This is a genomic window from Mesorhizobium sp. LNHC221B00, from assembly GCF_000502935.1.
In the GTDB taxonomy this organism is placed as follows: Bacteria; Pseudomonadota; Alphaproteobacteria; order Rhizobiales; family Rhizobiaceae; genus Mesorhizobium; species Mesorhizobium opportunistum.
Genome location: NZ_AYWR01000018.1, coordinates 24,247 through 48,913, shown reverse-complemented (window position 1 = coordinate 48,913; position 24,667 = coordinate 24,247). Strand labels below are relative to the sequence as shown.

General features: G+C 62.5%; 18 protein-coding genes and 1 pseudogene. 10 read left to right on the top strand and 9 right to left on the bottom strand.

What is annotated here, in order from left to right; genetic code table 11:
* Window positions 1–37: 37 nt before the first annotated feature.
* Together X741_RS145140 and X741_RS145145 are read right to left on the bottom strand one after the other, a co-directional pair.
* Entirely contained in the window at window positions 38–478 is a 441-nt protein-coding gene (locus X741_RS145140; protein WP_031250292.1) for a TadE/TadG family type IV pilus assembly protein, read from the bottom strand.
* Window positions 479–485: 7 nt separating this feature from the next.
* Entirely contained in the window at window positions 486–1,715 is a 1,230-nt protein-coding gene (locus tag X741_RS145145; RefSeq protein WP_031250291.1) for a pilus assembly protein TadG-related protein, read from the bottom strand.
* Between the two features lie 393 nt (window positions 1,716–2,108).
* Between X741_RS145145 and X741_RS0135545 the strand changes: the two genes are divergently transcribed.
* On the top strand, window positions 2,109–7,103 hold the full coding sequence (locus X741_RS0135545; RefSeq protein ID WP_198023996.1) for an autotransporter outer membrane beta-barrel domain-containing protein: 4,995 nt from the start codon (window positions 2,109–2,111) through the stop codon (window positions 7,101–7,103).
* A 208-nt stretch (window positions 7,104–7,311) separates the two neighbouring features.
* Window positions 7,312–7,731, top strand: a complete 420-nt coding sequence (locus X741_RS145150) for an SgcJ/EcaC family oxidoreductase (protein ID WP_023779340.1) — start codon at window positions 7,312–7,314, stop codon at window positions 7,729–7,731.
* A gap of 205 nt (window positions 7,732–7,936) precedes the next feature.
* Here the strand turns inward: X741_RS145150 and X741_RS145155 are convergent, their stop codons facing one another.
* Both X741_RS145155 and X741_RS01000000167065 read right to left on the bottom strand, forming a co-directional pair.
* Window positions 7,937–8,842, bottom strand: a complete 906-nt coding sequence (locus X741_RS145155; RefSeq protein WP_031250289.1) for a hypothetical protein — start codon at window positions 8,840–8,842, stop codon at window positions 7,937–7,939.
* A gap of 297 nt (window positions 8,843–9,139) precedes the next feature.
* Window positions 9,140–9,615: pseudogene (locus tag X741_RS01000000167065) on the bottom strand (HlyD family efflux transporter periplasmic adaptor subunit); the annotation flags it as partial.
* A gap of 1,012 nt (window positions 9,616–10,627) precedes the next feature.
* Between X741_RS01000000167065 and X741_RS1000000171135 the strand changes: the two are divergent.
* The 3 genes from X741_RS1000000171135 (at window position 10,628) to X741_RS145160 (ending at window position 14,174) form a co-directional block, all read left to right on the top strand.
* The gene (locus tag X741_RS1000000171135) at window positions 10,628–11,323 is read left to right on the top strand and encodes an aminopeptidase (protein ID WP_245272764.1); all 696 of its coding nucleotides are present in this window, start codon (window positions 10,628–10,630) and stop codon (window positions 11,321–11,323) included.
* Window positions 11,292–11,693 carry an aminopeptidase gene (locus tag X741_RS1000000171130; RefSeq protein WP_245272763.1) on the top strand — a complete coding sequence of 134 codons (402 nt, stop codon included), beginning with the start codon at window positions 11,292–11,294 and terminating at the stop codon, window positions 11,691–11,693. The genes X741_RS1000000171135 and X741_RS1000000171130 overlap by 32 nt, the downstream gene beginning before the upstream one ends.
* Window positions 11,694–11,882: 189 nt before the next feature.
* Window positions 11,883–14,174: an endonuclease/exonuclease/phosphatase family protein gene (locus X741_RS145160; RefSeq protein ID WP_023779332.1), complete on the top strand. Its 2,292-nt coding sequence runs from the start codon at window positions 11,883–11,885 to the stop codon at window positions 14,172–14,174.
* A gap of 101 nt (window positions 14,175–14,275) precedes the next feature.
* On the opposite strand, the gene X741_RS145165 is transcribed toward X741_RS145160, so the two are convergent.
* From X741_RS145165 to X741_RS1000000169970, 5 genes are all read right to left on the bottom strand, one after another.
* Entirely contained in the window at window positions 14,276–15,259 is a 984-nt protein-coding gene (locus X741_RS145165) for a substrate-binding domain-containing protein (RefSeq protein WP_032928119.1), read from the bottom strand.
* Window positions 15,260–15,326: 67 nt separating this feature from the next.
* Window positions 15,327–16,382 carry an ABC transporter permease gene (locus tag X741_RS145170; protein WP_023779330.1) on the bottom strand — a complete coding sequence of 352 codons (1,056 nt, stop codon included), beginning with the start codon at window positions 16,380–16,382 and terminating at the stop codon, window positions 15,327–15,329.
* Window positions 16,382–17,899, bottom strand: a complete 1,518-nt coding sequence (locus tag X741_RS145175) for a sugar ABC transporter ATP-binding protein (RefSeq protein ID WP_023779329.1) — start codon at window positions 17,897–17,899, stop codon at window positions 16,382–16,384. Before X741_RS145175 ends, X741_RS145170 begins: the two co-directional genes overlap by 1 nt.
* Window positions 17,896–18,939 (bottom strand): LacI family DNA-binding transcriptional regulator, encoded by a 1,044-nt coding sequence (locus X741_RS145180; protein ID WP_031250287.1) that lies wholly within the window; start codon window positions 18,937–18,939, stop codon window positions 17,896–17,898. Before X741_RS145180 ends, X741_RS145175 begins: the two co-directional genes overlap by 4 nt.
* Window positions 18,923–19,225, bottom strand: a complete 303-nt coding sequence (locus X741_RS1000000169970) for a hypothetical protein (RefSeq protein ID WP_156937930.1) — start codon at window positions 19,223–19,225, stop codon at window positions 18,923–18,925. Before X741_RS1000000169970 ends, X741_RS145180 begins: the two co-directional genes overlap by 17 nt.
* Before the next feature lie 298 nt (window positions 19,226–19,523).
* Here X741_RS1000000169970 and X741_RS145185 point away from each other — a divergent pair, with 298 nt between their 5' ends.
* The 5 genes from X741_RS145185 to X741_RS145205 all read left to right on the top strand — a co-directional run bounded on the left by X741_RS145185 (window position 19,524) and on the right by X741_RS145205 (window position 24,632).
* Complete coding sequence (locus X741_RS145185; RefSeq protein WP_023779327.1) at window positions 19,524–21,191, top strand: glycosyltransferase; 1,668 nt, start codon at window positions 19,524–19,526, stop codon at window positions 21,189–21,191.
* Window positions 21,188–22,078 (top strand): glycosyltransferase, encoded by an 891-nt coding sequence (locus X741_RS145190; RefSeq protein ID WP_031250285.1) that lies wholly within the window; start codon window positions 21,188–21,190, stop codon window positions 22,076–22,078. The genes X741_RS145185 and X741_RS145190 overlap by 4 nt, the downstream gene beginning before the upstream one ends.
* Window positions 22,069–22,818, top strand: a complete 750-nt coding sequence (locus tag X741_RS145195; protein ID WP_023779325.1) for a glycosyltransferase — start codon at window positions 22,069–22,071, stop codon at window positions 22,816–22,818. Before X741_RS145190 ends, X741_RS145195 begins: the two co-directional genes overlap by 10 nt.
* On the top strand, window positions 22,815–23,708 hold the full coding sequence (locus X741_RS145200) for a glycosyltransferase (RefSeq protein WP_023779324.1): 894 nt from the start codon (window positions 22,815–22,817) through the stop codon (window positions 23,706–23,708). The genes X741_RS145195 and X741_RS145200 overlap by 4 nt, the downstream gene beginning before the upstream one ends.
* A 90-nt stretch (window positions 23,709–23,798) precedes the next feature.
* Entirely contained in the window at window positions 23,799–24,632 is an 834-nt protein-coding gene (locus tag X741_RS145205) for an AraC family transcriptional regulator (RefSeq protein WP_031250284.1), read from the top strand.
* The last annotated feature ends 35 nt before the right edge of the window (window positions 24,633–24,667 follow it).

Below are 24,667 nucleotides of genomic sequence, written 5' to 3'. Positions count from 1 at the left end.
GCCAAACGGAAAACCGCCACGCATTCCCTGTATTGCCCTAGCGAACACGGATCACCTCGAGGTGGCCAATGGTGCTGGAAGTGGAAAAGACGCCGAAGGTGACGGGCGGCACCCAGGTCGCGGATGCCTGGATCTGAACGTAGATCGACGGCACCTTCGGCCCGCTGCAGAGGGCGGAGGCGTCGACCACGGTGGTTCCGCACATGTAAATCCGGCTTAGCGTGACCTGGCCGTCCGGCGGCCTATGCTCCCAGCTCGCAATGGCAACCGCTTGGGTCACTGTATCGCTGGCCGATCCTTCCATGATCAAGTTGGCGGCCGTCTTCACGCCGGCACGCATCGACAGCGAGCTGGTCATATAGGACCAGCCGTCCAGGATCCCAAGCAGCGCTACGCACAGCAAGGGGAGCACCAACGCGAACTCGACCGCGGCAACACCCGTATCGTCACTCAGGATCGGCACTGGTTGTCGTTCCATGGCTGGGCTACTCGACCAGCGCCACGGACGGCGCTGCTGGAATGTTGTCTATTCCCAGGCTTTTGCAATTCTGATTGATGGTTGAGTTGCCGGACCACTGGATCAGATCCGCAACAACCCGGGTGCAACCGTTCTTGCCCGAGAAATTGCCGAGATAGTTGACCTGTTGCTTGGGGAAATAAAGCGAGCCCGTCAGCAGCGACGACGCCGTGCCGTTGAAGGTGCTCTGTCCACCGGTACCCGTCCTGTCACCATACATCAGCACGCCCGAATAGGTGCCGGATGTCGGTGCGCTTAACGTGACGGTGGCGTTGCCGTTCATCGAAACACGCGATGCACCGGCAACGTAAATGGTAACGCCGTCGCCGGAGATATTGGCGTTCGCATTCACTTTGAAATCGCCGCCCTGGATGACATAGACGCCGGGCTGAAGCGTGACATTGCCGCTAAGACTGAGTCCATTACAGTACGTACCCGGCCCTAGCGTCGGTTTGTTGGCGTTCTGGCAGGGGTTCGAGGCCGCCGGCGCCGGCAAGCCGGCATAGGGGTCGGCGGCGGGCAGCGCCTGGGTGATTGGCGCGGCGCAGACCGTGGTGACGGGGTTGCTGAGAGAAACACCGCCCGCCGTTATCAGGCAATCCGCCTGGAGGCCCGCCGAGCCCTGAAGCTTGATGGCATCGGAAGCGATCGAATTCGACATAACCGAGCAGCCGACGACCTTCACGTTCGTATTGCCTGAAAACAACACCGCCTGCGAAGCAGACGGATCGAGCGCGAGCATGCAGGCGCTCGAGGCATCGGTGATGAGCGCCACGGCCCTCGCGTGCTCGGGAACCTTGTCTTGCGTGAAAATCGACGTGAAAATGCGGTCGAGGTTCTGCCCGACGATGACCTCGACCGCTTTCTTGGCCGTGTTCGGCCCAGACACGGGCGGCGTATTGACGACGATCGTGCCCGAGCCGAGCCCATTCGTCGCGGCCGACTGGGTCGCCGCCGCGATGACTGTCGGCTTGTCGGAACCCGAAATTTGCTCCAGCGCGCCGGCATAGGCCGCGGCATCCGCCGTGGCCTGCAATCTTAGGCTGTTATAATACCAGTAGGAGGTTTCCACGCCAAAGCCCGCCGCACCGACGACGATCGGCAGGGTAAGCGCGAAGATCGTGGCGACATTTGCACTCTTGCTCCGGCATAGAGCGGTCGCCATGAGCCAAGTTCGGGTGAAGCAATCGCAGGCCATAGCGTAAATTAGAAAGCACGCATATGTAAACGAATGGCTAAAAAGTTCGGTTCATTTTGGTCGCGGCTTCGATTTGATTCAAAAGCTGGCCTTGGCTGATCGTGCCCGTAAATTTCTCGTGAACAATAAATTCTCGGCGCGGGCGCCGCGAAAGTCTCGGCGCGGGCGCCGCGGGCGCCGCGGGTGGTTTACCGGCTGTTAACGGCACGAGCGGTTCTCGGTATAGTTTACTGGCTAATTTAGCCTTCACAAATATAAATTTTGTCTTCTTCGATACATAGTTGCAGTCGCACAACATTCTTAGCGTTTTGGTAGTCCTCTGGACTATAGGTGGATTGCCGGGCGGTAGCATTCATGCTGCGTTCGGTGCATCAGGAATCAGGGGACGAAGGCATGGCGGGACGGATTCACGTGCGCGGCGGGGTTTTGGCCGTGGCGCGCGGGCGGTTTTGGGCGGGGGCTTCCCTGGCAGCGCTGGTCGCCGCCGGGATGGCGCCGCGCCATGCGGTGGCGGGCAACTACGTCGCCAACAGCGATGGCGCGCTTCGCGCCGCGATTACAGCCGCGAATGCCGATTCTGATCCCAACGCGACGATCACGTTGACCGCCAGTTTCACAGTATCGTCCTCGAACTTGCCGACGCCCACCAAGCCGCTGACGATCGACACGCAAGGGTTTACCCTGTTTGGCGCACCGGGCAGCGGTGTTCCAATCTCCGGCGCTGGCGCCGTGCGGACGCTGATGGGCACGTTCAAGGGCTCGGATGGCGGCACTTCATCAGCAGGCCTGCAGATCCGGACTGGGGCCGCGGTGATCAATATGGGCTTGGTCCAGGGCGGAACCGGGGCTTCAGGATCCGGCGGCGCGGGCGTCGATTTCGGCGGCCCGGGTGCTGTCGCTACCTTGACCAATAACGGAACGATACGCGGTGGGCCGGCTGGGAGCGGCAGCGGCGGTATTGGCGTCTACGTTCGAAATGGTGCCGGTCAGATCATCAACACCGGCACCATCGAAAGCGGTGGCCCGGGTGTGGGCGCCATCGCCGGCAACAACGCTGTCGGCTCCATCGATGTTGTCAACAGCGGCACGATCCGCGCTGGAACCGGCGCCGACGCGATCGGCTGGGTTTCGAACATCACGCCGACAACCGGCGTAATCCGTCTCGAGCTGCAGGACGGCTCGCAGATTTTCGGCAATGTGGTGGCGAACGCCACGGCGACCACCGACCGCCTCCGGCTCAACGGAACCGGCTTCTCGATCCTGGATGGTTCGATTGGCGCCGCCGGGCAGTATCGCAACTTCGACATTTTCGAGAAGACCGGCAGCGGCACCTGGGCACTGACGGCCGACAACACGGCCACCACCAACTGGGATATCCAGCAAGGCACCCTGCAACTGGGAAATGACGGCACCAGCGGCTCGATCATCGGCGACGTCGCCAACGCTGGCACGCTGGCCTTCAACCGCAGCGACGCGCTGACATATGGCGGTATCATCAGCGGCACCGGAACGGTCAACCAGATCGGCAGCGGAACGACGATCCTCACGGGCGCCAATACCTATAGCGGCGGCACGGTGATCAACGCCGGCACGCTTCAAGTGGCCGGCGACAGCAATTTCGGCGCGGCTTCGGGCAATCTCAGTTTCGGCGGCGGCACGTTGCGCACGACTGCCAGCTTTTCCACTGCCCGCAATGTCCAGCTCAATGGCAATGGCGGCTTTGAAACGACCGGAGGCACGCAACTGGACCTTACCGGGCAGGTGACCGGCGCCGGCACGCTGGTCAAGAACGGCTTGGGTACCCTCAACGTCACCAACTTTTCCAACAACTACACGGGCGGCAATATCGTCAATGCCGGCACGCTCGCCGGCAACACCGTGGCCATCCGTGGCGACATCCTGAACAACGGCGCGGTCTCGTTTCTCGACCTCGGGCCCAACACCTTCGGCGGAAACATCTCCGGCTCGGGCAGCCTCGATATCGAAGGCGTGGGCACGCTGAAGCTGACCGGCGCCAACACGCACAGCGGCGGCACCAAGGTCGGCGTTGGCAAAAGCATTTCGGTCGCGTCGGACCAGAATCTGGGCGCCGCGACGGGCCTGTTGACACTCGACGGCGGCGAACTCGGCACCACGGCAAGCTTCGCCATGAGCCGCGATATCAGCCTCACTTCCGCCTATGGCTACTTCCGCACAGCGACGGGTACGACGCTGACCGCGAACGGCGAACTGAGCGGCGTGGGCGGCGTCTACAAGGAGGGCGCCGGCACCCTGGTGCTCAACGGCGACAGCACCTATTCCGGCCGCACCACCGTCGACGCCGGCAAGCTCGTGGTCGAGGGTTCGCTCGGCAATACCGAAACGACAGTCAACAGCGGCGGCACGCTGGGCGGTTCCGGCTCGATCGGTGGCGCGGTAATCGTCGCCGATGGCGGTGTGCTGGCGCCAGGGTCCAGCCCGGGCACGCTTACGGTCGGATCGCTCAGCCTGAGCTCCGGCTCGATCCTCGACTACGAGCTTGGCCAGGCCGGCATTGTCGGTGGCGGTGTCAACGACCTGATCGAGGTGACCGGCGCGCTGACGCTGGACGGCAGCCTCAACATCACCGATGTCGGCGGCTTCGGGCCCGGCGTGTACCGGCTGATCAATTATGGCGGCGCGCTCACCGACCACGGCCTCGAACTCGGCAATTTGCCGGCCGGCGTCACGGCCGCCGACCTGACGGTGCAGACCTCGGTCGACAAGCAGATCAATCTGATCAGCAGTGTCGGCACCGATTTGTGGTTTTGGGACGGCGACGCAGCCGGCAATGCCAACAACGATCTGGTCGATGGCGGCAGCGGTACCTGGACGGCGACCAGCCCAAATTGGACGACCAGCACCGGCCTGGTCAACGGAGCCATGAAACCGCAACCCGGCTTTGCCGTCTTCCAGACGCTCGGCGGCACCGTCGTCGCCGACGACAGTGCCGGCGCGCTGGAGGTCACCGGAATGCAGTTCGCCGCCGATGGCTACCGCATCGAAGGCGACCCCGTCACACTGGCCGGCGCCGGCGGCGAGAGCATCATCCGGGTCGGCGACGGGACGGTGGCTGGCGCGGGCTATACAGCCACCATCGCCTCGGTGCTCACCGGGGCCAGCAGCCTGACCAAGACCGATGCGGGGACCCTGGTGCTGTCGGGCGCCAACACCTACGCGGGCGGCACGACGGTGTTGGGCGGCGTGCTTTCGGTTGCGGCCGACAACAATCTCGGCGCCGCCGCTGGCGCCCTCACCCTGTCAGGCGGCACGCTGCGCAATACAGCGGCCTTCGGCTCCGCGCGCGACGTTGGGCTTTTGGCGGGGGGCGGCACCTTCGACACCGCGGCCGACCTCACCTTGTCCGGCGCGATCTCGGGCGCCGGCAGCCTTGCCAAGACCGGCGCCGGCACGCTGACGCTGACCGGAACCAACAGCTATGGCGGCAACACGTTGGTGGGGGCTGGCACCTTGGTCGGCAATGCCGCTTCGATCCGTGGCGACATCGGCAATGCCGGCATCGTCGTCTTCGACCAGGCGGCGGACGCCAGCTTTGCCGGCGATATCTCCGGCACCGGCGCGATGGTGAAGGATGGCGCCGGCACGCTGACCCTTTCAGGCACGTCGCTGCTGGACTGGACCATCGACCAAGGCGGCCTCGTCGCGGCGGCCGAGCGCTTCGGCGGCGATGTCTCGATCGGCGCCGGCGCCTCGTTCACCTTCGACCAGACCGCCAATGCGAGCTATGCCGGCGCGCTCTCGGGCGCCGGAAATTTCGTCAAGGACGGCTTGGGGACAGTGGTTCTGGCCTCGGACAACTCGGCTTTCGCCGGCGCCACTTTGGTCAATGGCGGCACGCTCGCCGCGGGCGCGGCCAACGCGTTCAGTTCCGCTTCGCAGTTCTCGGTCGCCTCGGGCGCGACGCTCGATCTCGCCGGCACTTCGCAGACGATCGCAGGGCTGACCAACGCGGGAACGGTAGGCATCGCCGGCAGTCTTGGAAGCAAGCTGACCGTCAGCGGCGACTATGTCGGCAATGGCGGCAATGTTCTCATCGGCGCCGCCCTGGGTGCCGACAACTCGCAGACCAACATGCTGGTTATCGCCGGGGGCACGTCAGGCGCGGGCACGCTCCAGGTCGTCAATCTCGGCGGCGGCGGGGCGCAGACGGTCGAAGGCATCAAGATCGTCGATGTCGGCGGCGTCTCGAATGGCAGCTTCTCGCTCAAGGGCAACTACACCTTCCAAGGCGATCAGGCGGTGGTCGGCGGCGCCTATGCCTACCGGCTCTACCAGGGCGGCACCAGCACGCCCGGCGACGGCGACTGGTATCTGCGTTCCGCCCTGATCGATGGCGGTGGACCCGGAACTCCGCTCTATCAGGCCGGCGCACCGCTGTACGAGGCCTATGCGGGTGCATTGCAGACCTTCAACCAGCTAGGCACGCTCCAGCAGCGACTCGGCAACCGGTCGTGGACCGTCGAAGTGCAGGGCGCCGACGGGGTTTCCGACGATGTGAAGGCCGAGGCAGGCATCGGGTTGTGGGGCAGGATCGAGGGCACCAGCGGCTCCTACGATCCGGAAAACTCCACGACCGGGACGACTTACGACACTTCGACTTGGAAGCTGCAGACTGGCGCCGACATGCTGCTTTCCGACAGCGCCGCCGGTCAGCTCATCGGCGGTGTCGCTTTCCAGTACGGCACCGTATCAGCCGACGTCTCGTCGCTATTCGGCAGCGGGTCGATCGACAGCACCGGCACCGGCGTTTCCGGCTCGCTGACCTGGTATGGCGCGGAAGGCTTCTACCTCGACAGCCAGGCGCAGGTGATCTGGTATGACAGCGATCTCGACTCGGCGACCGCCGGACAGCGGCTGGTCGACGGCAGCAATGGCGTCGGCTACGCGCTCGGCGTCGAAGCGGGCAAGCGCATCATGCTCGACCCGAGCTGGTCGCTGACGCCGCAAGCGCAGCTTGCCTGGTCGTCCGTCGACCTCGACGCGTTCACCGACGCGTTTGGTGCGAGGGTTACTCCCGGCAGCAATGACAGCCTGCTTGGCCGTCTCGGCCTGTCGCTCGACCACCAGTCGCAGTGGCAGGACCGGGCGGGCCGCACCGGGCACACGAATGTCTACACGATCGCCAACCTTTATTACGATTTTGAGGATGGGTCGTCGGTTGACCTGGCCGGCAGCAGCCTCTCGAGCAGGAACGACAAGCTCTGGGGCGGTCTCGGCATCGGCGGCACGATCAACTGGGCCGACGACAAGTTCTCCGTCTTTGGCGAAGCTGTCGCCCGCACGGGGTTGGAGAACTTCGGTGACAGTCATGCACTGACGGGTTCGCTCGGTTTGCGGGTCAAGTGGTAGAAAGCCCACGGCCGTTAGTCCGTTGCGGAACCTGCCGCTCAGCACGCTGCGTGGCGGCCATGATCGCCCCGGCCGTTGCTACCACAGAGAAAGCCGATATCCATCCCGCATCCGATGCCGTGTTCAGTTGAAATTTGACTTTTGCCGTGGTCGCATCCGGCTTCCAGCTCCTGTATGGCTGGCGTAAGTATGCAGGAGGCGTGGGGTCATGAGCGTGACGAACAGCAAGCCCGAGCATGTCGCTGCCGCTTTTGCGGACGCCTGGAACCGGCATGACATGGATGAGTTCGCATCTCTGTTCGCTTCCGATGCTAATTTCGTCAACGTCGTAGGTGTTTGGTGGAAGAACCGGTCCGAAATCGAAGCAGCGCACCGAGCCGCTCATGACACCATGTTTCGGGATAGCCGCCTGGAAGGCGATGTCTCGTCGGTTGTGGAATTGGCTCAGGGGCTTGCTTCCATTCACTACAGTTGGACCCTAACGGGAGCATCTGCTCCGGACGGAACCCCGATCGGGATCAGGAAGGGCATATTGCTTCTGATCGTCCAAGAAGGACGGTCGGGATGGCGCATCAAGGTGGCTCAGAACACGGATATTGTTCCTGCCATCATCGCCCCTGCAGCTTGAGCCCGCGCACCGACCAGAACGGCGCGCGAAGCTGCCATTCTCCAGCAGGCCACCCCAAAACAAACAAGGCCCCTGCCAGGGCCTTGCGTATTAAGGGTATGACGGTCTGCAATTTCGAGAAGATGGGCGGCATGCACCATTTGCATAAAGGGCTAAGGCATCAATCTGATTTTGAGAAAGTCCCATCTACGCGCCTGCAGCTTTTTCAAGGGTTATATTCTGAGTAAGTGCAGCTAAGAAATGTAGTTAGTATTTGTCGTATTGAGCGCCACTCACCAAGCAGATCATACGAGTAAGATGCTTTAATATTTATATTATTGTAGTCAAACTCATGAATACATTGAGGGAATCGTACGCTGCCACCCCTGATGCATTCGATTTCGTCGGGGCGATCGCCTTCCGCAGCGTTCGTAAAGAGAGTCATATTCTGATACGCTGGAATCTTCTCGTTCGTGACCTCGACTAGGCCGTCAATGTTGCTGGGTTGCGTTTGTAGCGGCGGCATCTCGCGCGACCACCCGAGGCCCATCGCGGTTCGTACCCGTATCGCCAGGACATCTTTGACGCTGTAGCGGTGATAGAGGAGGAATCTCACCCTCGGAGGCAACTTCCACGGTGCGATTGGCGCCCCTTTCGCTGTGTGGCGATCCACCCAAGGTAGAGGCCGTCCGTCCATTAGCATCAAGAAGTTCTCACCGCTCTGGACTGTTTGAGCTCTAGGTCCGGCGGGAAAAGGAAACGCCAGATACGATCCCGGGTAGGTAATTTGTACCAGGGCGACGGACTTGTCAGAGCTCGCGATGACGACTTGCCTCGTGTCAGCACTGCCTTTGACGAATTCGCACCCCCGCAGATAGTTCAGGGATGCGGACGTTGCGACGCCGAGGGGGGCAAGCCAGGTCACCACGCTTAAGACTGAAATCTGGAAAGCTCTGCCTCGAATGCATCGGCGGAAATCGCGCTGACAGTCGTTGTTGGCGATCCAAGAACCAACAACCGCGTCGGCGCGAACGGCGGACCGCAACAAAATCGATCGCCAATGGCAGACCGCTGACTGCTTCAGATCAGCGCGCACAAAATCGACAAGGCCAAGCGTGGCGTTTGACATCATGCAACTCTCCGCCGCTTTAAGATTTGACGCGTTCTTCGCTTCGCTATCCCTAAATAGACTCGGTAGCATAGCTGCGATTAAGGATGCGCTGGAGCGGTTAACGAGGGGTATGGGGTGAGGTGCGAGGCTGGCTGTCATGGCCTTTCTACTCGGCACGCGGTGACATCCGCCAACATCGGCGGCAGGATTCCCATGATGTCGCCTTGGGGGGGCCGCAAGCAGTCGATCTGCTGTTGGAATGATATTGTCGATAAGCGCTCATTGCTTTGACGATCCTACAAGAGCCCAGAAGGGCTGTCATTCTTCCCGAAACGCCCGCGCCATCTGATCAGCCAGTGGCTTCACGAGGTAGGACAGGATCGTCTGGCTGCCGGTCGAAAAGAACGCTTCGACCGGCATACCCGGCGCCAGGTCCAGGCCTTTCAGTTTCTTCAACTCCCGTGCGCGGCAGGCTGACGCGCACCGTGTAAAAGCCAGCGCCGCTGCGCTCGTCTGAGATCGGCGGAAATTTCGTTGACGCTGCCATTCAGTTCCGGCGTCACGCGCTGATTAAACGCCGAGAGCTTGAGGGTAACGTCTTGGCCTAGCGAGAGCTGACCGATGTCCTGCGGAGCAATACGGGCCTCGACCGTCAGATCGTCGGCCACCAGCACGACGAGCATGATCACCTCGCCCGGCGAAATGACGCCGCCGATCGTATGGACGGCGAGTTGGTGAATCACGCCATCCTGAGGGCTGCGAATATCGATGCGCTTGAGCTGGTCTTCGGCTGCCTCACAGCCACGACGACCCGAACTCTCTTTACAACCAGTCGCGAAGAGGGCTTCATCACAGGCGACGACTAGTCAATTTCTTATAGTCGTTCCAGATTCGTCTTGCAATATTTAATATGTAGAGCTCGTGGTAGTATAGAAGATAAAGAACAACATCTAGAATGATCGTGAAGACAATCGACCCAAACAGGGACAATACGAATTGTATCGGATACTTCTCAAATTGAATCCAGCTGAATCTATCTCTTATTTCTCCATTTGCCAGCGCCCATACAGATATGCCAATCGTATATCCGATCAGTCCTGTCAAGGTGACATAGGCTATAAGTTTTTTCCAGACGCTCATGGAGAAACAGGGCCCTAAGCTTGTTTGTGACCTACATTACAAATCGACGCAGACAAATTTAAAAAATTCTCAATAGGCCGGCGCCTCGACATCCACAATCGACGCTACGGACCGGGCCCCTTCTAGATTGATCCATAGGCCACAATCGATCAAGTTTTGAAAATCGAATCAACTTGGCGAAGTCGACCAGGCACTTCAGGCGCATGTGATTTAATACTCTAATTTACACTTACGTCTATTATCCTTTATGGGCGAGAGCCGGCACGGTTAGGAAATGATTTCCGCCCGAACCAACGGCAGTAAACACGGATATTTGGCTGCCGCGCCATTTCCCGACTGTGGCTTCTGGTGGAGTTCTCGCGGGATCAATTTCTGGCGCAACCGACCTTCAGTCTGGTGGTCGCCAATGACCGCTTTCAGGCGACGGCAAAATGATCATCTACGACCGACATGAGGCGCGAAGCCGACGTTGGAGTTGGGCTCAGCGGAGAGTCCGCGTTCCGCCGATTTTGTCAGACAGTCGCCATCCATCGCTTCATACGCGAACAGCCGCCTCGCCAATCCCACCAAAGTCCGCCCCCTGCCCCACCAGCCCTTGACGAAAATCGGCGCGCCTGTTTGAGACATGAGGGCAAATGGGTCATTTGCTCGGGAGACAAGCAAGCGGTGGGCAGGAAGCGGGTTTTTCGATGGCTTGCCGCTGTGATCATGGCGTCCGGCTTCGCCGGGTGCACCAGCGTTTCCTATTATGCGCAGTCGGTGGAGGGCCATGTACGGATCATGGCGGCGCGGAAAAATGTCGGGAGGCTGATCCGCGACCCTTCGACGCCGGAGGCGTTGCGCGCCAGGCTGACGTCGGCGAGTGCCATACGCCGCTTTGCCACGGATGAACTGGCGCTGCCCGAAAACGGCAGCTACCGCAGCTATGTCGACATCGGCCGGGACGATGTGACGTATGCGGTTTTTGCCGCGCCGCAATTCTCGCTGACGCCAATTACATGGTGTTTTCCGGTCTTCGGCTGCGTTCCGTACCGGGGCTATTTTTCGCGGAAATCCGCGGCTGACAGTGCTGTCGAACTGCAGCGACAGGGGCTCGACGTTTACGTTTCGGGCGTCACCGCATATTCCACGCTGGGCTGGTTCAGCGACCCGCTGCTCAGCACCATGCTTCGCCAGGACGACACCTATCTCGCCAGCCTTGTCTTTCACGAGCTGGCGCATCAGAAAATCTATGTCGACGGCGACTCCGCGTTCAACGAGGCTTTCGCGGTCTCCGTCGAAACCAGCGGGCGTGAGGAAATGGCTGCGCGCCACCGGCAACCGCGCCGGGTTGCGCCGCTACGAAGCCAATCGAAAGCGTAGCGCCGATTTTCTCGGACTGATCGCGAAAACGCGGGACGAGTTGGGCCAGGTCTATCGAAGTCCCCGGGCCCCGGAGAAGATGGCGGCTGCCAAAGCAGCCACGATCGACAGGCTGCGGGTGCGCTACCGGCGGATGCGCGACAAGCAATGGGCCGGATATCGGGGATACGATGCCTGGTTCGCCGCCCCGATCAACAACGCCAAGCTCGCCGCGACCGCTGTCTACGGCGAACAGGTTCCGGCATTTCTTCGCCTGTTCGATTTGTGTTCCGGCGACTATCCAAGGTTTTATGCCGCCGTTCGCCGGATCGGAGATCTGCCCGCACCTTCCCGAGCCCAGGCTCTGAAGACCGCCGCTGCCTGTAACTGATATTGGCGAGCAAGGCCGCGCAAGCCTGGCCCGCAGGGCAATGTGAAGCGCTTCATGGTCTGGACGGTTGTCTTTGTCATAGTTTCATTAGGTGAGCAGGGTTACGTCACGTGAGCGCGGGGGGCAAAGATGGGCGGTCGGTTGCTGGCGGTTTCTTGCGGGTCCTGGCTGGGCAGAGTCCTGGCCGGGTTGGCGATCTTTGCTGTCACGCTTCTTGCCGAGCCGATCGGCGCGAGCGGCCAGGAAGTGGAAACGGTGCGCGTTGCCACCTTCAACGACTATCTGCTGTCGCCGATCTTCAAATGCGCCAATCCGAACTTCGCCGATTGCCTCATCCAGATCCACGGCCAGACTGAAAAACAGGCCAAGCATCTTGCCGAGACCATTCTCAAGGACACCGACCGCTTCGACATCATCGCCATCAACGAGGCCTGGGACGAGGACGCCAAGCAGATCCTCATCGATAGGCTGACGCCGGTCTATCCGAACTTCGTGCGCAAGATCGACGCCGCGCTCTTGAAGGTGCGGCCGCAGGCCATCGTCGATGCCATCACCAGCCTCGATCCGGCGGCGGCCGTCGCCATCTATGGCGAGCCGATCGAGAAGATCGACGGCGAGGACAGCGGCCTGATGTTCTTCGCCAAGAAGGAGTTCAAGTTCCTGCCGCTGCCTGACGGCAGCTTCAAATGGGGCAAGAACGACGGCGAGACGCTGGATGCCGCGACCGACGAGGTCGGCTTCACGCTCTACGATCATTGCGGCGGCGTCGACTGCCTGTCCGGCAAGGGCGCGGCGATCGTGCGGCTGCTCCACCAGCCCTCGCAAAGCAATTACACGGTCGTCTTCACCCATGCCCAGGCCGACTATTTCGACAAGAGCCCGCCCGAGCTTCACGCCGACGCCCGCGATGCGCAGTTCGACCAGGTCCAGAAGCTGATCGAGACGACGCTGTCGCCGCTGACGGCCGCGCAGCGCAAGCGCGAACGGGTGCTGGTGATGGGCGACCTGAACGTGCCGGTGTTCCACCAGCCGATGGGCGAATGGGCGCGCCGCTTCGCCAGCCCCGGCAAATACTGGACATCCAAGCATTACGACAGCTGGGCAGCGACCAACCGCGCCGACCCCGGCATCTCCAACTACATCGACGGCGAGCGCTACGATTATATCCTCGCCGCGCCGCAGCCTTATCTGAGCGGCGGCATCGAAGGACCGATCTGCGTCCAGCATGTCACCATCCCGGTCGATTTCGTCAACCTCGAGAGCGACCACAATCTTTTGACCGCCGACCTCAATCTCGGCAACAATTTCTGCCATCCGGGCATCGCCTACCAGGTCGACCTGAAGCCGAAGAAGGGGCCGGACGGCAAGCCGCAGGCCGAGGAGGTAATCGATTTCAGGAACGGCCAGGACGTCACCCAGATCCGCTTCCCGGGTTCGATGCAGTGGTTCCACGTCGTGCGTCAGGATGCGGGCAGCTATTCGATCGGCGCCGACAATCCGGGCGTCAACATCGACATCTACCAGCCGTCCAACATGACGACGCCGATCTCCAGCTATTACGGCGACACCAGGACGGTCCACGACGGCGAGCAGACCTTCACCGTCCACACCTATGCGCTGCCCAAGGAGTTCTTCATCCGCGTCACCGGCAAGGACCGCGACTGGCGAGGCAATTATGCGCTGCTGGTGCGTCGCCATACCTGTGCGACCAAGGAAGAGGCCTGCCCGCTGCAGCCTGGCGAGCCGCCGCAGTTCGCCTCGCTCACGGAAGCCGGCAGCCTGCTCGGCAGCCAGGACGAAGCCTGGTTCCGTTTCGACGTCGTCGGCGAGGCCGACAGCGGCGCCGACCAGACCGTCACGCTGACCGCCGACGGCTTGCCCGACCCGAACGGCTACAAGGCGACGCTGGAGGAGTTCGACAACCCGCATGGCGGCGAACCGCCGATCGCTATCTCCGGCAGCAGCCGCATCGTCAGCGACGCCATGGGCAACGGCACGCACGGCTATCTGGTCGTCCACCAGGCCGCGGCTGGAAACCAGCCGGTGCGGGTGCGCGCCTCCATGCAGACCACGGTGCGCAATCTCGAGGTCAAGGCGCTGATCTGCGAGGACGAGACCAATCCGGAATTCGGCTCCGACGACATCTTCACGCAGCTGTCGATCGACAGCCGCACCATCCGTTTTCCGGCTTCGGGCGAGGTGGAGTTCGACTGCGACGACTCCGCCGACCAGAAGGATTGGGCGACGCGGTTCGGCAGATCGACCCTTACCTTCGTCGACCATGCCGGACTTAAGGTGTTCGAGCAGGACACCATCCGGGACGACCCCAGCCATGTCAGGGATTTTCCCGACCTGCCGGCCGGCGCCAGCTCGATCGACGGCGTGCGCACCCCGCTGATCTGGAATTTCGAGGGCGGCCGCTACCGGCTCAATTACAAACTGACGATGCGCAGGAACGAGCCCGTGGCGGCCGCGCCGTAGCAAAGCCGAGGTCGAACCGCCTCCTGTCGATTGATCGATTCCCAAAAAACAAGGCCCCTTGCGGGGCCTTGTCGCGACACCTTCGATTGTAGGGCCCTGCCCTACTTCCCGGCCAGCGCCTTGGCATTCTCAGCCGTGATCGCCGTCGTCTCCACCGTTACGGTCGGCTCCACCGAAGTGGCGCAGTCAAGAAGGATCTTCTTCGACATCTCGATCGCTTCCTTGGCGCCCGTCGGATAGGTGAAGGTCGCCGCCCAGTCACCCTTGGCGACGGCCTCGATGCCGCCGGCCGGTCCCGGCAGGCCGTCGGTGCCGATGATCTTGACGTCCTTGCCCGCGCCCTTGGCGGCAAGCAGCGCGCCGGCCGCCATCATGTCGTTGGAAGCATAGAGCACCTTGATGTCGGGGTGCGCCTGCAGCATGGCGGCGAAGGCGGTCTGGGCTTTGTCCGGCACCCAGTCGGCGGCCTGTTCGGCGACGACCTGGATCTTGGCGTTTTCCTTCACGCCGTCCTTGAAGCCGTTCAGCCGTTCGACAGCCGGCGTCGAGCTCGGCAGGCCCTCCAGCACCGCCGCCTCGCCGCCGTCGGGCAGCAGGGTCTTGGCGGTGTATTTGCCGGCTTCCATGGCGATCTTGTAATTGTCGCCGCCGATGAAGGCTGTGTAGTCCTTGCCGGGGTCGCCAACGGTCTTGCGGTCGAGTTCGATGACCGGGATGCCGGCATCCATGGCGCGCTTGACCGCCGGCGTCAGCGGGGCCGCCTCGAAGGGCGAGATCAGCAGGATGTCGACCTTCTGGGTGATGAAGTTGTCGACCTGCGAGGTCTGCGTGTTAACGTTGCCGGCGCCGTCGGCGATCTGCAGGGTGAAGCCCGGCACTTCCTTGGCCGCCGCGGTCAGCTCGTCATTGACGTGCTGGCGGTAGGGTTCGGCATTGTTCGCCTGCGAAAAGCCGATGATGAACTGGCCGTCCTTGGCGCAGGCTTTCACCATCGGGTCGGCCGCTTGCGCCGCTCCAGCAATACACAGGCCAGCGCCTGCCAGAAGCGCGGCCTTGAACACACGCCTTTGTGTTGTGGTTTTCATAACTCTCTCCTCCTCGTCGGGCCGGGGGCCAGACCTTGGTTGACGTCCACTTGCTGCCGCCTTCCTCCTAACGACCCAAACCCTCGCGGCGGCGAACGAGGGATTGAAGCACTGCCGCCAACACGATGATCGCGGCGGTCGCGAGCAGCTGCATGGCAGGCGTGATGTTGTTGAGCTGAAGAATGTTGGCCAACGCGCCGAGCATGATGGTGCCGGCAACGGTGCCGACCATCGAGCCGGCGCCGCCGAACAGGCTGGTGCCGCCGATAACCACGGCGGCGATGGCCGTCAGCTCGTAGCCCATGCCGTCATTGGCGCTGCCGAAATTGAACTGGCCGGCATGCACGATGCCGGCAAGCGCCGCGGCAAAACCGGTGATGGCATAGACCGAGATCTTCACCATGGAGACGGGCACGCCGGAAATGCGCGCCGCGCGCTCATTGCCGCCGACCGCAAAGACGTAGCGGCCGAAGCGCGTGGTGTTGAGCACCACCGTGGCGATCGCGGCAAAGACGATGAAGACCAGCGTCGCCACCGGCACGGTGTTGTTGAACAGACGCTCGCCCAGCACGGCAAATACCGGCGGCGCCAGGCCCGGCCCGTCGCCATAGGAGATGTTGATGTACTGGTTGCCGGAGACGACGAGTGCCAGACCGCGCGCGGCCTGCAGGCCGGCGAGCGTGACGATGAAGGGTTCGAGCCGGAAACGGGTGGAGATGGTGCCCTGGATGGTGCCGAAGACGATGCCCATGACCAGCACGGCAAGGATGGTGGGGATGAGGCCGAAACCGCCGGAAATCATCATCGACGCTGTCACCACGCTGGACAGGCCGAGCACGGCGCCGACCGACAGGTCGATGCCGGCGGTGATGATGACGAAGGTCATGCCGATGGCGATGATGCCGGTCTCCGACACGGCGCGCACGATGTTGGCGATGTTGTCGGGGTTCAGGAACAGGATCTCGCCATGCCGGCGCGGCGAGAAGATGATGCCGCCGATCGCCACCAGCACCAAGCCGATCAGGCTCTGGAAACGCACGATGAGGGCCAGCGGGTCGCGATGCTTTGGCGCTGCCGCCGGCACCGCCGGAGCTACTGCCACCGAGATCTTTTCGTCCGCCATCAGGCCTCCCTGCCATTTGCCGCGGCCAGCACCGTGTGCTCGTCGACGCCGCCGATGAATTCCGCCACATTGCGCCCCTGGCGCAGCACCACGATGCGATCGCAGAGCCCGATCAGTTCGGGCATCTCGCTGGAGGCGACCAGGATGCCGAGGCCCTGTGCCGCCAATTGCCGCAACCGTGCGTAAATCTCGCCCTTGGCGCCGACATCGACGCCGCGTGTCGGCTCGTCGAGCAGCAGCAGCCGGGGATTGCCGAGGATTTCCTTTGCCAGCACCACTTTCTGCTGGTTGCCGCCGGACAACGCACCGACGGCAATGTCGGGGTTCTTCGGCCTGATGTCGAACTGGCCGAAGGATTGCCGCACCGCATCGGCCTGGCGGCGCGGCGACATCAGCCCGGCCGGCGAGATGCGGCGGATCACCGACATGACGAGATTGAGGCCAACCGCCATCCTGAGCATCAGGCCGCTGCCGCGGCGGTCGTCGGTGACAAAGGCAATGCCGGCCGCGCGCGCCGCCTTGATCGAATCCAGTTTCACCGGCCGCCCGTCGATGGCGACCTCGCCTTCCCAGCGGCCGGACAGGCCGGCGCCATAGAGCGCGCTGAGCAGTTCCGTACGCCCCGCCCCCATGATGCCGGCCAGCCCGACGATCTCACCCGCGTTGACGTCGAGCGAGATGCCGGTCGGCGGCTGCCATCCGGCACTTTCATGGGCAAGCCTGAAACTCGCATCGCGCAGGCTGAGCAGCGTCTTGCCGGCGGTCCTCGAGCGTTCGGGATAAAGCTCGTCCAGCGGCCGCCCGACCAGGAGGCGAACCAGCTCCGCCTGCGGCGCGTGCGGCTCGGTGACGCCGGCAATGCTGCCGTCACGCATCACCGTCACCCGGTCGGCGATCTGCGGCACCTCTTCCAGGCGATGCGAGATATAGACGATGCCGACGCCGGTGGCGGCAAGCTTGCGCATGATGTCGAACAGCCTTTCGACCTCACCGACCGTCAGCGCCGCCGTCGGCTCGTCCATGATCAGCACGCGCGAGGCGTAGGAAAGCGCCTTGACGATCGCCACGACCTGGCGCTGGCCGATCGACAGATCGGCGACCATAGCCGCCGGATCTATGGCAAGCTCGATGGCTTCCAGCCGCTTGCGGGCCTCGCCGCGCATCGCCGGCACGTCGAGGAAGCCGCCCGGCCGCATCAGCTCGCGGCCAAGGAACAGGTTGGCGGCGACGTCGAGCGTCGGCACCAGGTCGAGCTCCTGGAAGATGGTGGCGATGCCGGCGGCTTGCGCCTCGCGCGGATTGTTGAAGGTTACCTGCTTGCCGTCGATGAGGATGGTGCCCTCGTCCGGCGTGTAGACGCCCGACAACAGGTTCATCAGCGTCGACTTGCCGGCGCCGTTCTCGCCGAGCAGGGCGTGGATCTCGCCGGCCTTGAGGTCGAAGTCGACGCCGCGCAGCGCCTGGACGCCGCCGAAGCGTTTGACCGCACCGGTAACGGAAAGCAGCGGCGCGCTCATATTGACCTCACCGGGGCTGACCTCACGGGAGCCGACATTATGGGAGCCGGCCCCGCACAGGATTGCCGGACCTGCAGCGTCGCCTGCAGCCGGACCGCCTGCGGCTCCAGGCCGCTCGACGCGATGCGGGCGCACAGCAAGGTCGCCGCCTGCCGGCCGATCTCGGTGCAGGGCTGCGCGACGAGCGTCAGCCGCGGCTCGAAGCAATCGGCCCATTCGAAATCATCGAAACCGGCAAGCGAGAGATCCCCCGGTATCGAGAGGCCCCTTTCGCGGATTGCCCGCACCGCTCCGATGGTCGTCATGTTGTTGCCGGTGACCAATGCCGTGGGCGACGACGGCAGGGACAGGATGGCGTGGGTCGATGCCGTGGCGCTCGCCGTGTCGACGTTCTCGGGCGAGACATAGTGCGGCAGGCACTCAAGTCCATTGGCGGTCAGCGAGGCGCGAAAAGCCTCGATGCGTTCGCGCGTCGTCGCCAGGCCCGGCTGGCCGGCGATATAGCCGATGCGCTTGTGGCCGAAGGAGGCGACGTGGTCGATGAGCGCCCGCATCGCGGTTTCGTTCTCGACGCCGATCTGGTCGAAGCGCTGGTCGGCGAAGCGGTCGATGAGCACGCAAGGCAGTTTCTTCTCGGCCAGGTAGTCGATGGCGCGCTGCGGCGAACCCGACGGTGCCAGGATGACGCCGTCAACCCGGCGCTGGTGGAAGGCGCGGACCACCGACAGCTCGCGGTCGGGATCTTCCTGCGTGTCGGAGAGGAACACCATGAGGCCGAGACGCGCGCATTCGGCCTCAACCGCGCAGATTATGTCGGTGAAATAGGGATTGGAAATCGCCGAGATCGCCAGGCCGACACTGTTGGTCGACGCCACCTTCAACGACCGCGCCAGCTCGTTGGGCTGATAGCCCATCGCGGCAATCGCATCATTGATGAGCCGCGCCTTCTCAGGCGAGACGAAACGGGTGTGGTTGATGACATGCGAGACGGTCGAAACCGACACGCCGGCGCGGCGCGCGACCTCAGCCATTGTCGGCATGATGGCTCAATCGGAGTGCTGGCAAGCGCTCCTCCCTGATGATGCGTTTCCTGGCCCGCTCTAATTGATTTCGGCGGATTTTGGGAAACCATAATGTCATCGAAACGTTTGCGCAATCGCTTCGATGCGTTTTTTCGCCGAGACCATTCGTTGGGGTGCCGTGGCGATCGCGCAATCTTATCTTTGGCGGAAAATAGAGCGTGCGCGCACGGTTGACCTGCCGATACTCGTGAGAACACATTGCGGTATCGTTCGGGATCGCAGAAGCATCTGGGTCCAGCTTCACGAAGAAAGGCTCGCTTGAAATGGCTGGTATTTTCTATTTCCGGAGCCCGGCTGGTCGTTGACGCGTCGGGCGAGAGAGGGGCTGGTTTTCCGCATCGGGCGCCGGATCGACGCAAGGTCGTCGTTGGCCGGCATTCCCGGCCTGAGATTCACGAAACCGGGCAAACCTCGGTTATCTCCCTGCCAAGCACGGCGCGAGGCCGGCGACGTTATCTGGCGCGACGGGACCGCACAGCGGAGGTGCCCGGCATGATGCGTGGTGACCCAGCCGAATGAACGAGCGGACGGTAGCAATCTGCATGCTCGCGATCGGCAAGCCAGGCTATGCGCTGGCGGCGCGCGAAGCCGTTACGTCCTTTCTCCGGAACACGGATTTCGAAATCTATATAGTCACGGATCGGTTCTCCGCCCCAATGCTGCCGCCCTCGCCGCGCATCCATCTCGACTTGCTCGACGCCGCACGGCAGGAATACCGGGCCGACGGGTTTCTGGCCAAATTCGACGCATTGGCCTGGTGTCTCGGGCAGTCCAGCGCCGAGATCATTGTTCAGGTCGATGCCGATACCATCCTGTTGCGCCCCCTGGCGGCGGCCGAGGTGTCGACGGCGCTGGGCGAACAGCGGATGGCAATGGTCGAACAGACCGGCATCGCTGGTTCGGGCATGACGCCGGGGGACTTCCAGGAACATTACAGCAAGCGCTCGCTAGCGTTCATCGACGGATCAGCGGCGGCGCCACCCGCGATATCGTTTCGCTACTTCAACAGTGGGGTGGTGCTGGCCTTCAGGGACGAACTGCAGCTTCTGCTGGAGTGGGTAGCGGCCCGACGGTTGCTTCTGCCTGCCGATCACTCGGTTGGCGCGCACATGATCGCCGACCAGGACTATTTCCAGGTGTGGGCAAACTCGGTGGTGCCGGATCGCTGCGCCTCCCTCTCCTGGCAATGGAACCATTGCGGCCACTGGGATACGGGCTTTCCCCGACGCGACGCGCTGATCGCCCACTTCAGCAACTTCTGCAACGGCCCCGAATTTGAAACCGTTCTCGCGATGCATAACCTTCTTGCCGAAGGTCCCGACTTTCTTGCCGAAGGTCCCGCCGGCCCCTTGCTAGACAACGCAGCGACAGGGCAACCTGCCGACCTGGCGTTCATCATCATTACCTACAACTCGTCAAAGATAATCGGCTACTGCCTCGACGCCCTGCCGGACCAGCATGAGATCATTGTCGTCGACAATGCCTCGACCGACGAGACACTCGATCACGTGACGCATGAGGGCGTGACCACTATCCGGAACAAAAACAATGAGGGTTTCGCCGCCGCTGCCAACCAAGGCGCCGCCGCCGCCAGCGCCAAATATCTATGCTTCCTCAACCCGGACTGCCTTGTGACATCGGCCGCGGTCGAGGCGGCACTCTCGACGCTTCGTCGAAAACCCGATGCTATGATCGTTCCCGACTATGTCGACTGGCATGGCGGAGTCACAGCCGGTCGCCAGCCCGGCTATTCCCGACTCAAGCTGACAGCCGACCTTCTCGACAATAACGGCATGGCGAAATGGGCTCGGCGCCTGAGACGTCTCCCATTCTATCACGACCACAAGTGGAGCTGGCCGCTCGCGGCCGCCCTGTTCGTTCGACGAGAGACTTTTCATGCTATCGGCGGTTTCGACGAGAGCTACTTTTGCTACATGGAAGATGTCGCGGTCGGATTTGAAATGGCACGGCGTGGGCTCGAAATCGTCGAACTGGACCATGTGCTGCCGCATCTCGGTCAGCGAGGCGCGGATATCCCGACCTCCGTCAGGATCTCGTTGATCGACAATGCTCGGCTCAAGTTCGCGGAGTTGCATTTCGGCCGTGCCTTTGCGGCTACGCTGCGCGGTCTGCGATGGGTTCTCCATCGCCGCCTCGGTATCAGGGACGCGCTACGCCGAAAATGGTGGCGTGCGCTGGAAGGCCGATGAACTACTATGTTCTGCCTGGGGTCGGTATATATGGCGGCATCAAGGTTGGCTTCCAGTTCGCGCAGTTGCTGACGGACGCCGACGTGCCGATGGCGGTCGCGACCCCTGGCAACCTTGCGCCTTCATGGTTCCGATGCAGTCAGCCTGTGGTGGACAGGCAGCAGGTCGTCGCGAATGCCGGGAAGAGCGATACGCTCATCTTCTCATTGCCGCATGACTATCCCGAGTTGAAGGCAACTGGGGCGCGGCTGATCTTCCACTGCCAAGGTACCGATCCCCTCATCAACCCCATTCTGCACGACAGGGATGTCACCGTGCTGACGTGTTGGGAACAAGCGACGACTTATGCAATGTTCGTCGCCCGGCGCGTTTCGATCGATGTCGGCATATCGATCTCCGACGCTTTCTTCCATGACGGATCCCCCAAGGACGAGCGGTGCGCAGCCTTCATGCCGCGCAGAGGCGCCGCGATAGCCCAATCGGCGAAGAAGCATGTGCTCTCCCTCCGCTTCCTGCCGATTGACGGCGTTAGTGAAGATATCTGCGCGAACAGTCTTAAGCGCTCCGGGTTCTTCCTGGGCACGGCAGTCTCTGAAGGCTTCGGACTGCCGGCGCTCGAGGCGATGGCGGCGGGCTGCGTTGTAGTATCGGTTCCAGTCGTCGGCGGGATGGAGTACCTCAAACATGGGCACACCGCGTACATCGCTGAGCCGACAGAACTGCCAGCCGCGCTCGCCGAAATGAGCAAGCAAGGCGCAGGCTCCCGGCGTGCCGCCCTGCGCGACGGCGGCGCGGCGATGGCGTCCCGTTACCGCATCGCGGTTCAGAGAAAGAAACTGCGATCTGCCATGGAGGCGGGCTTGAAGGACGCCTTGTCATGGAGCTAAGCGTCATCGTTCCTTCATGGGGCCTGACGGCGCTGCTGCGAAGTTGCTTGCTGCAGCTTGAGCATGCCTTGGCGAGGACACAGCTAGGCAAGACCTGTGTCGTCGTCGTCGTCGACAATGGCACCGCCATACCCTATCTCGCCGATGATCTCGCACCGCCGCACGTGCGGATCGTCAGGCTGGATCTAAGGCATTCCTTCTCGGCAGCCTGCAATCGCGGCGCCCGCGAGCTTGCCGCCGCACGGTACCTCTTCCTCAACAATGACGTGCTTCTGCATCCAGACGCGCTGGTGGAGATGCTTGAGATCTTCCGTGACCACAAGGTTGGCATCTGCGGCACAAGGCTGGTCTTGCCCGACGACACGATCCAGCATTGTGGTGTGCGGTTCGACGCTGGAGAACGTGGCCCCTATCACCAGGATCATGGCAGGCGAAGCGCGATCGTCAGCCGGGCGACGACTTTCCCGCAGGCCGTGACGGCGGCTGCCATGATGATCGACCATGCCGCCTTCAACGCCTTGAACGGTTTCGACGAGACATTCCCTTTCGGCTATGAGGATGTCGATCTCTGTCTACGGGCACGGCAACTGGGAATCCGCATCGCATGTGGCCAGCGCCGGGATTCATTGCATCTGGAATCGACCTCGGACCGGCGGCCTGACCGCCACAAGGCCTCGCGCAAACTGTTCTTCGAGCGGTGGCGTGGGCGCTACACCATAGACGGAGACGAGAGCGGGTGAGGCAGGCAAACGAGATATCGCTGATCGTCCATACGCGGGATTCGGCACTGACCTTGCCCCGGCTGCTGGCAACCACCGCCTGGGCATCGGAGCGCATCGTCATCGATATGCAAAGCGGCGATGCGACCATCGAGATCGCACGTGCGGCCGGCTGCCGGGTGCTGAGTTGTGCAATCGTCGATGCCGTCGACGCAATCCGCAACCAATACCTGCCGCAGGCGCAAAACGACTGGGTGCTTGTGCTGGATTCCGACGAGTACCTCGCCGACGACGCATACGAGGCGCTGCAAGGGCTTGTGCGCGATTACGGTGACAACACTGACGCCTTTGCGCTGCCAAGATTCAACTCCGTCGCCGGCCAGGTCATGCGCGGCTCCGGTTTCTATCCGGACCACCAGATACGGTTTTTCCGCAAGGGGACCGTCGCCTGGCAACCAGGCCATCATCGCGTGCCGCAGGTTCTGACCGGTGCCAAGCGCCTTCGTCGGCTGGAGGCGCCGAACTGCCTCCACATTCACCATGAAAACTATGTCGACATCGCTTCGTTCATTGCCCGGCAGGCGCGCTATGCGCTAAGCGATTCGTACGATCCCAATCCCGACAATTTCGATTTCGGGACCTATGTCGCCGAGGCCTATGCCGAGTTCGAGCGGCGCCATGAGCCCGCCAATGATGGTGAACTTTCCACCGCAGTGGCAACCGTGCTTGCCTGGGACCGGATCATGCGCGGGCTGATTCACTGGGAACGGCTAGGGCGCCAACAGCCACTCAACCCGGCCTTCTCCCTGCCGATCGTGCCAACCGCCCAAAAACATCAAGGCAGATTGCGCCATCAGCCGCGCGAGATCGGGCGCCGGCTTCGCCGGTTCTTCCAGCGTCGCCGGCGCTAGTTGGTATCACTTTGCGCGCTGCGCAATTTCGATCAAACCGGCCGCGTGGAAAGGCGGCAGTATGATCTGGCCAATGCGGGAAGGAGAGCCATGAACCCGACCGAAAAAGCCCTGTGGTTCGTCGAGAGCCATCTGCCAGACGCGATATCACTCGACGATGTCGCCCAAAGCAGCGGCGTGTCGCGCTTTCATGTGACTCGGGCTTTCGGCGCCGCCACCGGCCGCTCGGTGATGGGCTACATGCGCTCGCGCCGGCTGACCGAGGCGGCGCGTAGGCTGGCCGGCGGGGCGCCCGACATCCTGCGCGTCGCGCTCGACGCCGGCTACAACTCGCATGAGGCTTTCACCCGGGCCTTCCGCGACCAGTTCGGCACCACGCCGGAACTGGTGCGCGCGCAAGGTTCGACCAAGTCCCTCGAACTCGTGGAGCCAATCCTGATGGACCAGTCCCCTCTCACCAATCTTGAACCGCCACGCTTCGAGACCAGCCGGCCGTTCCTGATCGCAGGTCTCGGCGAACGCTACAGCTGCGAAACCAGTGCCGCCATTCCGATGCAATGGCAGCGCTTCGGCCCCTATATCGGCAACATTCCGGGCGAGACCGGCGACGTCGCCTACGGCGTCTGCGTCAACGGCGACGATGCCGGCAATTTCGACTACATCGCCGGCGTCGAGGTGACGGACTTTTCCGATCTTCCCAGGGAATTCAGCCGCGTGCGGATACCGGCTCAGAAATATGCGGTGTTCTCGCATCGCGAACACATCTCGACCATCCGCCGTACGGTCAACACGATCTGGAACACATGGCTGCCCGCGTCCGGGCACGAGGTGGCCGACGCGCCAGATTTCGAGCGCTATGGTCCGGAGTTCGATCCGCGCAGCGGCAATGGCGGGCTGGAGATCTGGATACCGGTCAAATCATAGCCGGAAAGCGCCGGCTGGTTCTTCCTTCTCCCCTT

Coding starts and splice junctions, on each gene's coding strand:
- X741_RS145190 (WP_031250285.1), top strand. CDS start 21,188: ATGAACTACTATGTTCTGCCTGGGGTCGGTATATATGGCGGCATCAAG.
- X741_RS145165 (WP_032928119.1), bottom strand. CDS start 15,259: ATGAAAACCACAACACAAAGGCGTGTGTTCAAGGCCGCGCTTCTGGCA.
- X741_RS145205 (WP_031250284.1), top strand. CDS start 23,799: ATGAACCCGACCGAAAAAGCCCTGTGGTTCGTCGAGAGCCATCTGCCA.
- X741_RS145145 (WP_031250291.1), bottom strand. CDS start 1,715: ATGGCCTGCGATTGCTTCACCCGAACTTGGCTCATGGCGACCGCTCTA.
- X741_RS145150 (WP_023779340.1), top strand. CDS start 7,312: ATGAGCGTGACGAACAGCAAGCCCGAGCATGTCGCTGCCGCTTTTGCG.
- X741_RS0135545 (WP_198023996.1), top strand. CDS start 2,109: ATGGCGGGACGGATTCACGTGCGCGGCGGGGTTTTGGCCGTGGCGCGC.
- X741_RS145155 (WP_031250289.1), bottom strand. CDS start 8,842: ATGATGTCAAACGCCACGCTTGGCCTTGTCGATTTTGTGCGCGCTGAT.
- X741_RS145195 (WP_023779325.1), top strand. CDS start 22,069: ATGGAGCTAAGCGTCATCGTTCCTTCATGGGGCCTGACGGCGCTGCTG.
- X741_RS145170 (WP_023779330.1), bottom strand. CDS start 16,382: ATGGCGGACGAAAAGATCTCGGTGGCAGTAGCTCCGGCGGTGCCGGCG.
- X741_RS145185 (WP_023779327.1), top strand. CDS start 19,524: ATGCTCGCGATCGGCAAGCCAGGCTATGCGCTGGCGGCGCGCGAAGCC.
- X741_RS145180 (WP_031250287.1), bottom strand. CDS start 18,939: ATGCCGACAATGGCTGAGGTCGCGCGCCGCGCCGGCGTGTCGGTTTCG.
- X741_RS145175 (WP_023779329.1), bottom strand. CDS start 17,899: ATGAGCGCGCCGCTGCTTTCCGTTACCGGTGCGGTCAAACGCTTCGGC.
- X741_RS145140 (WP_031250292.1), bottom strand. CDS start 478: ATGGAACGACAACCAGTGCCGATCCTGAGTGACGATACGGGTGTTGCC.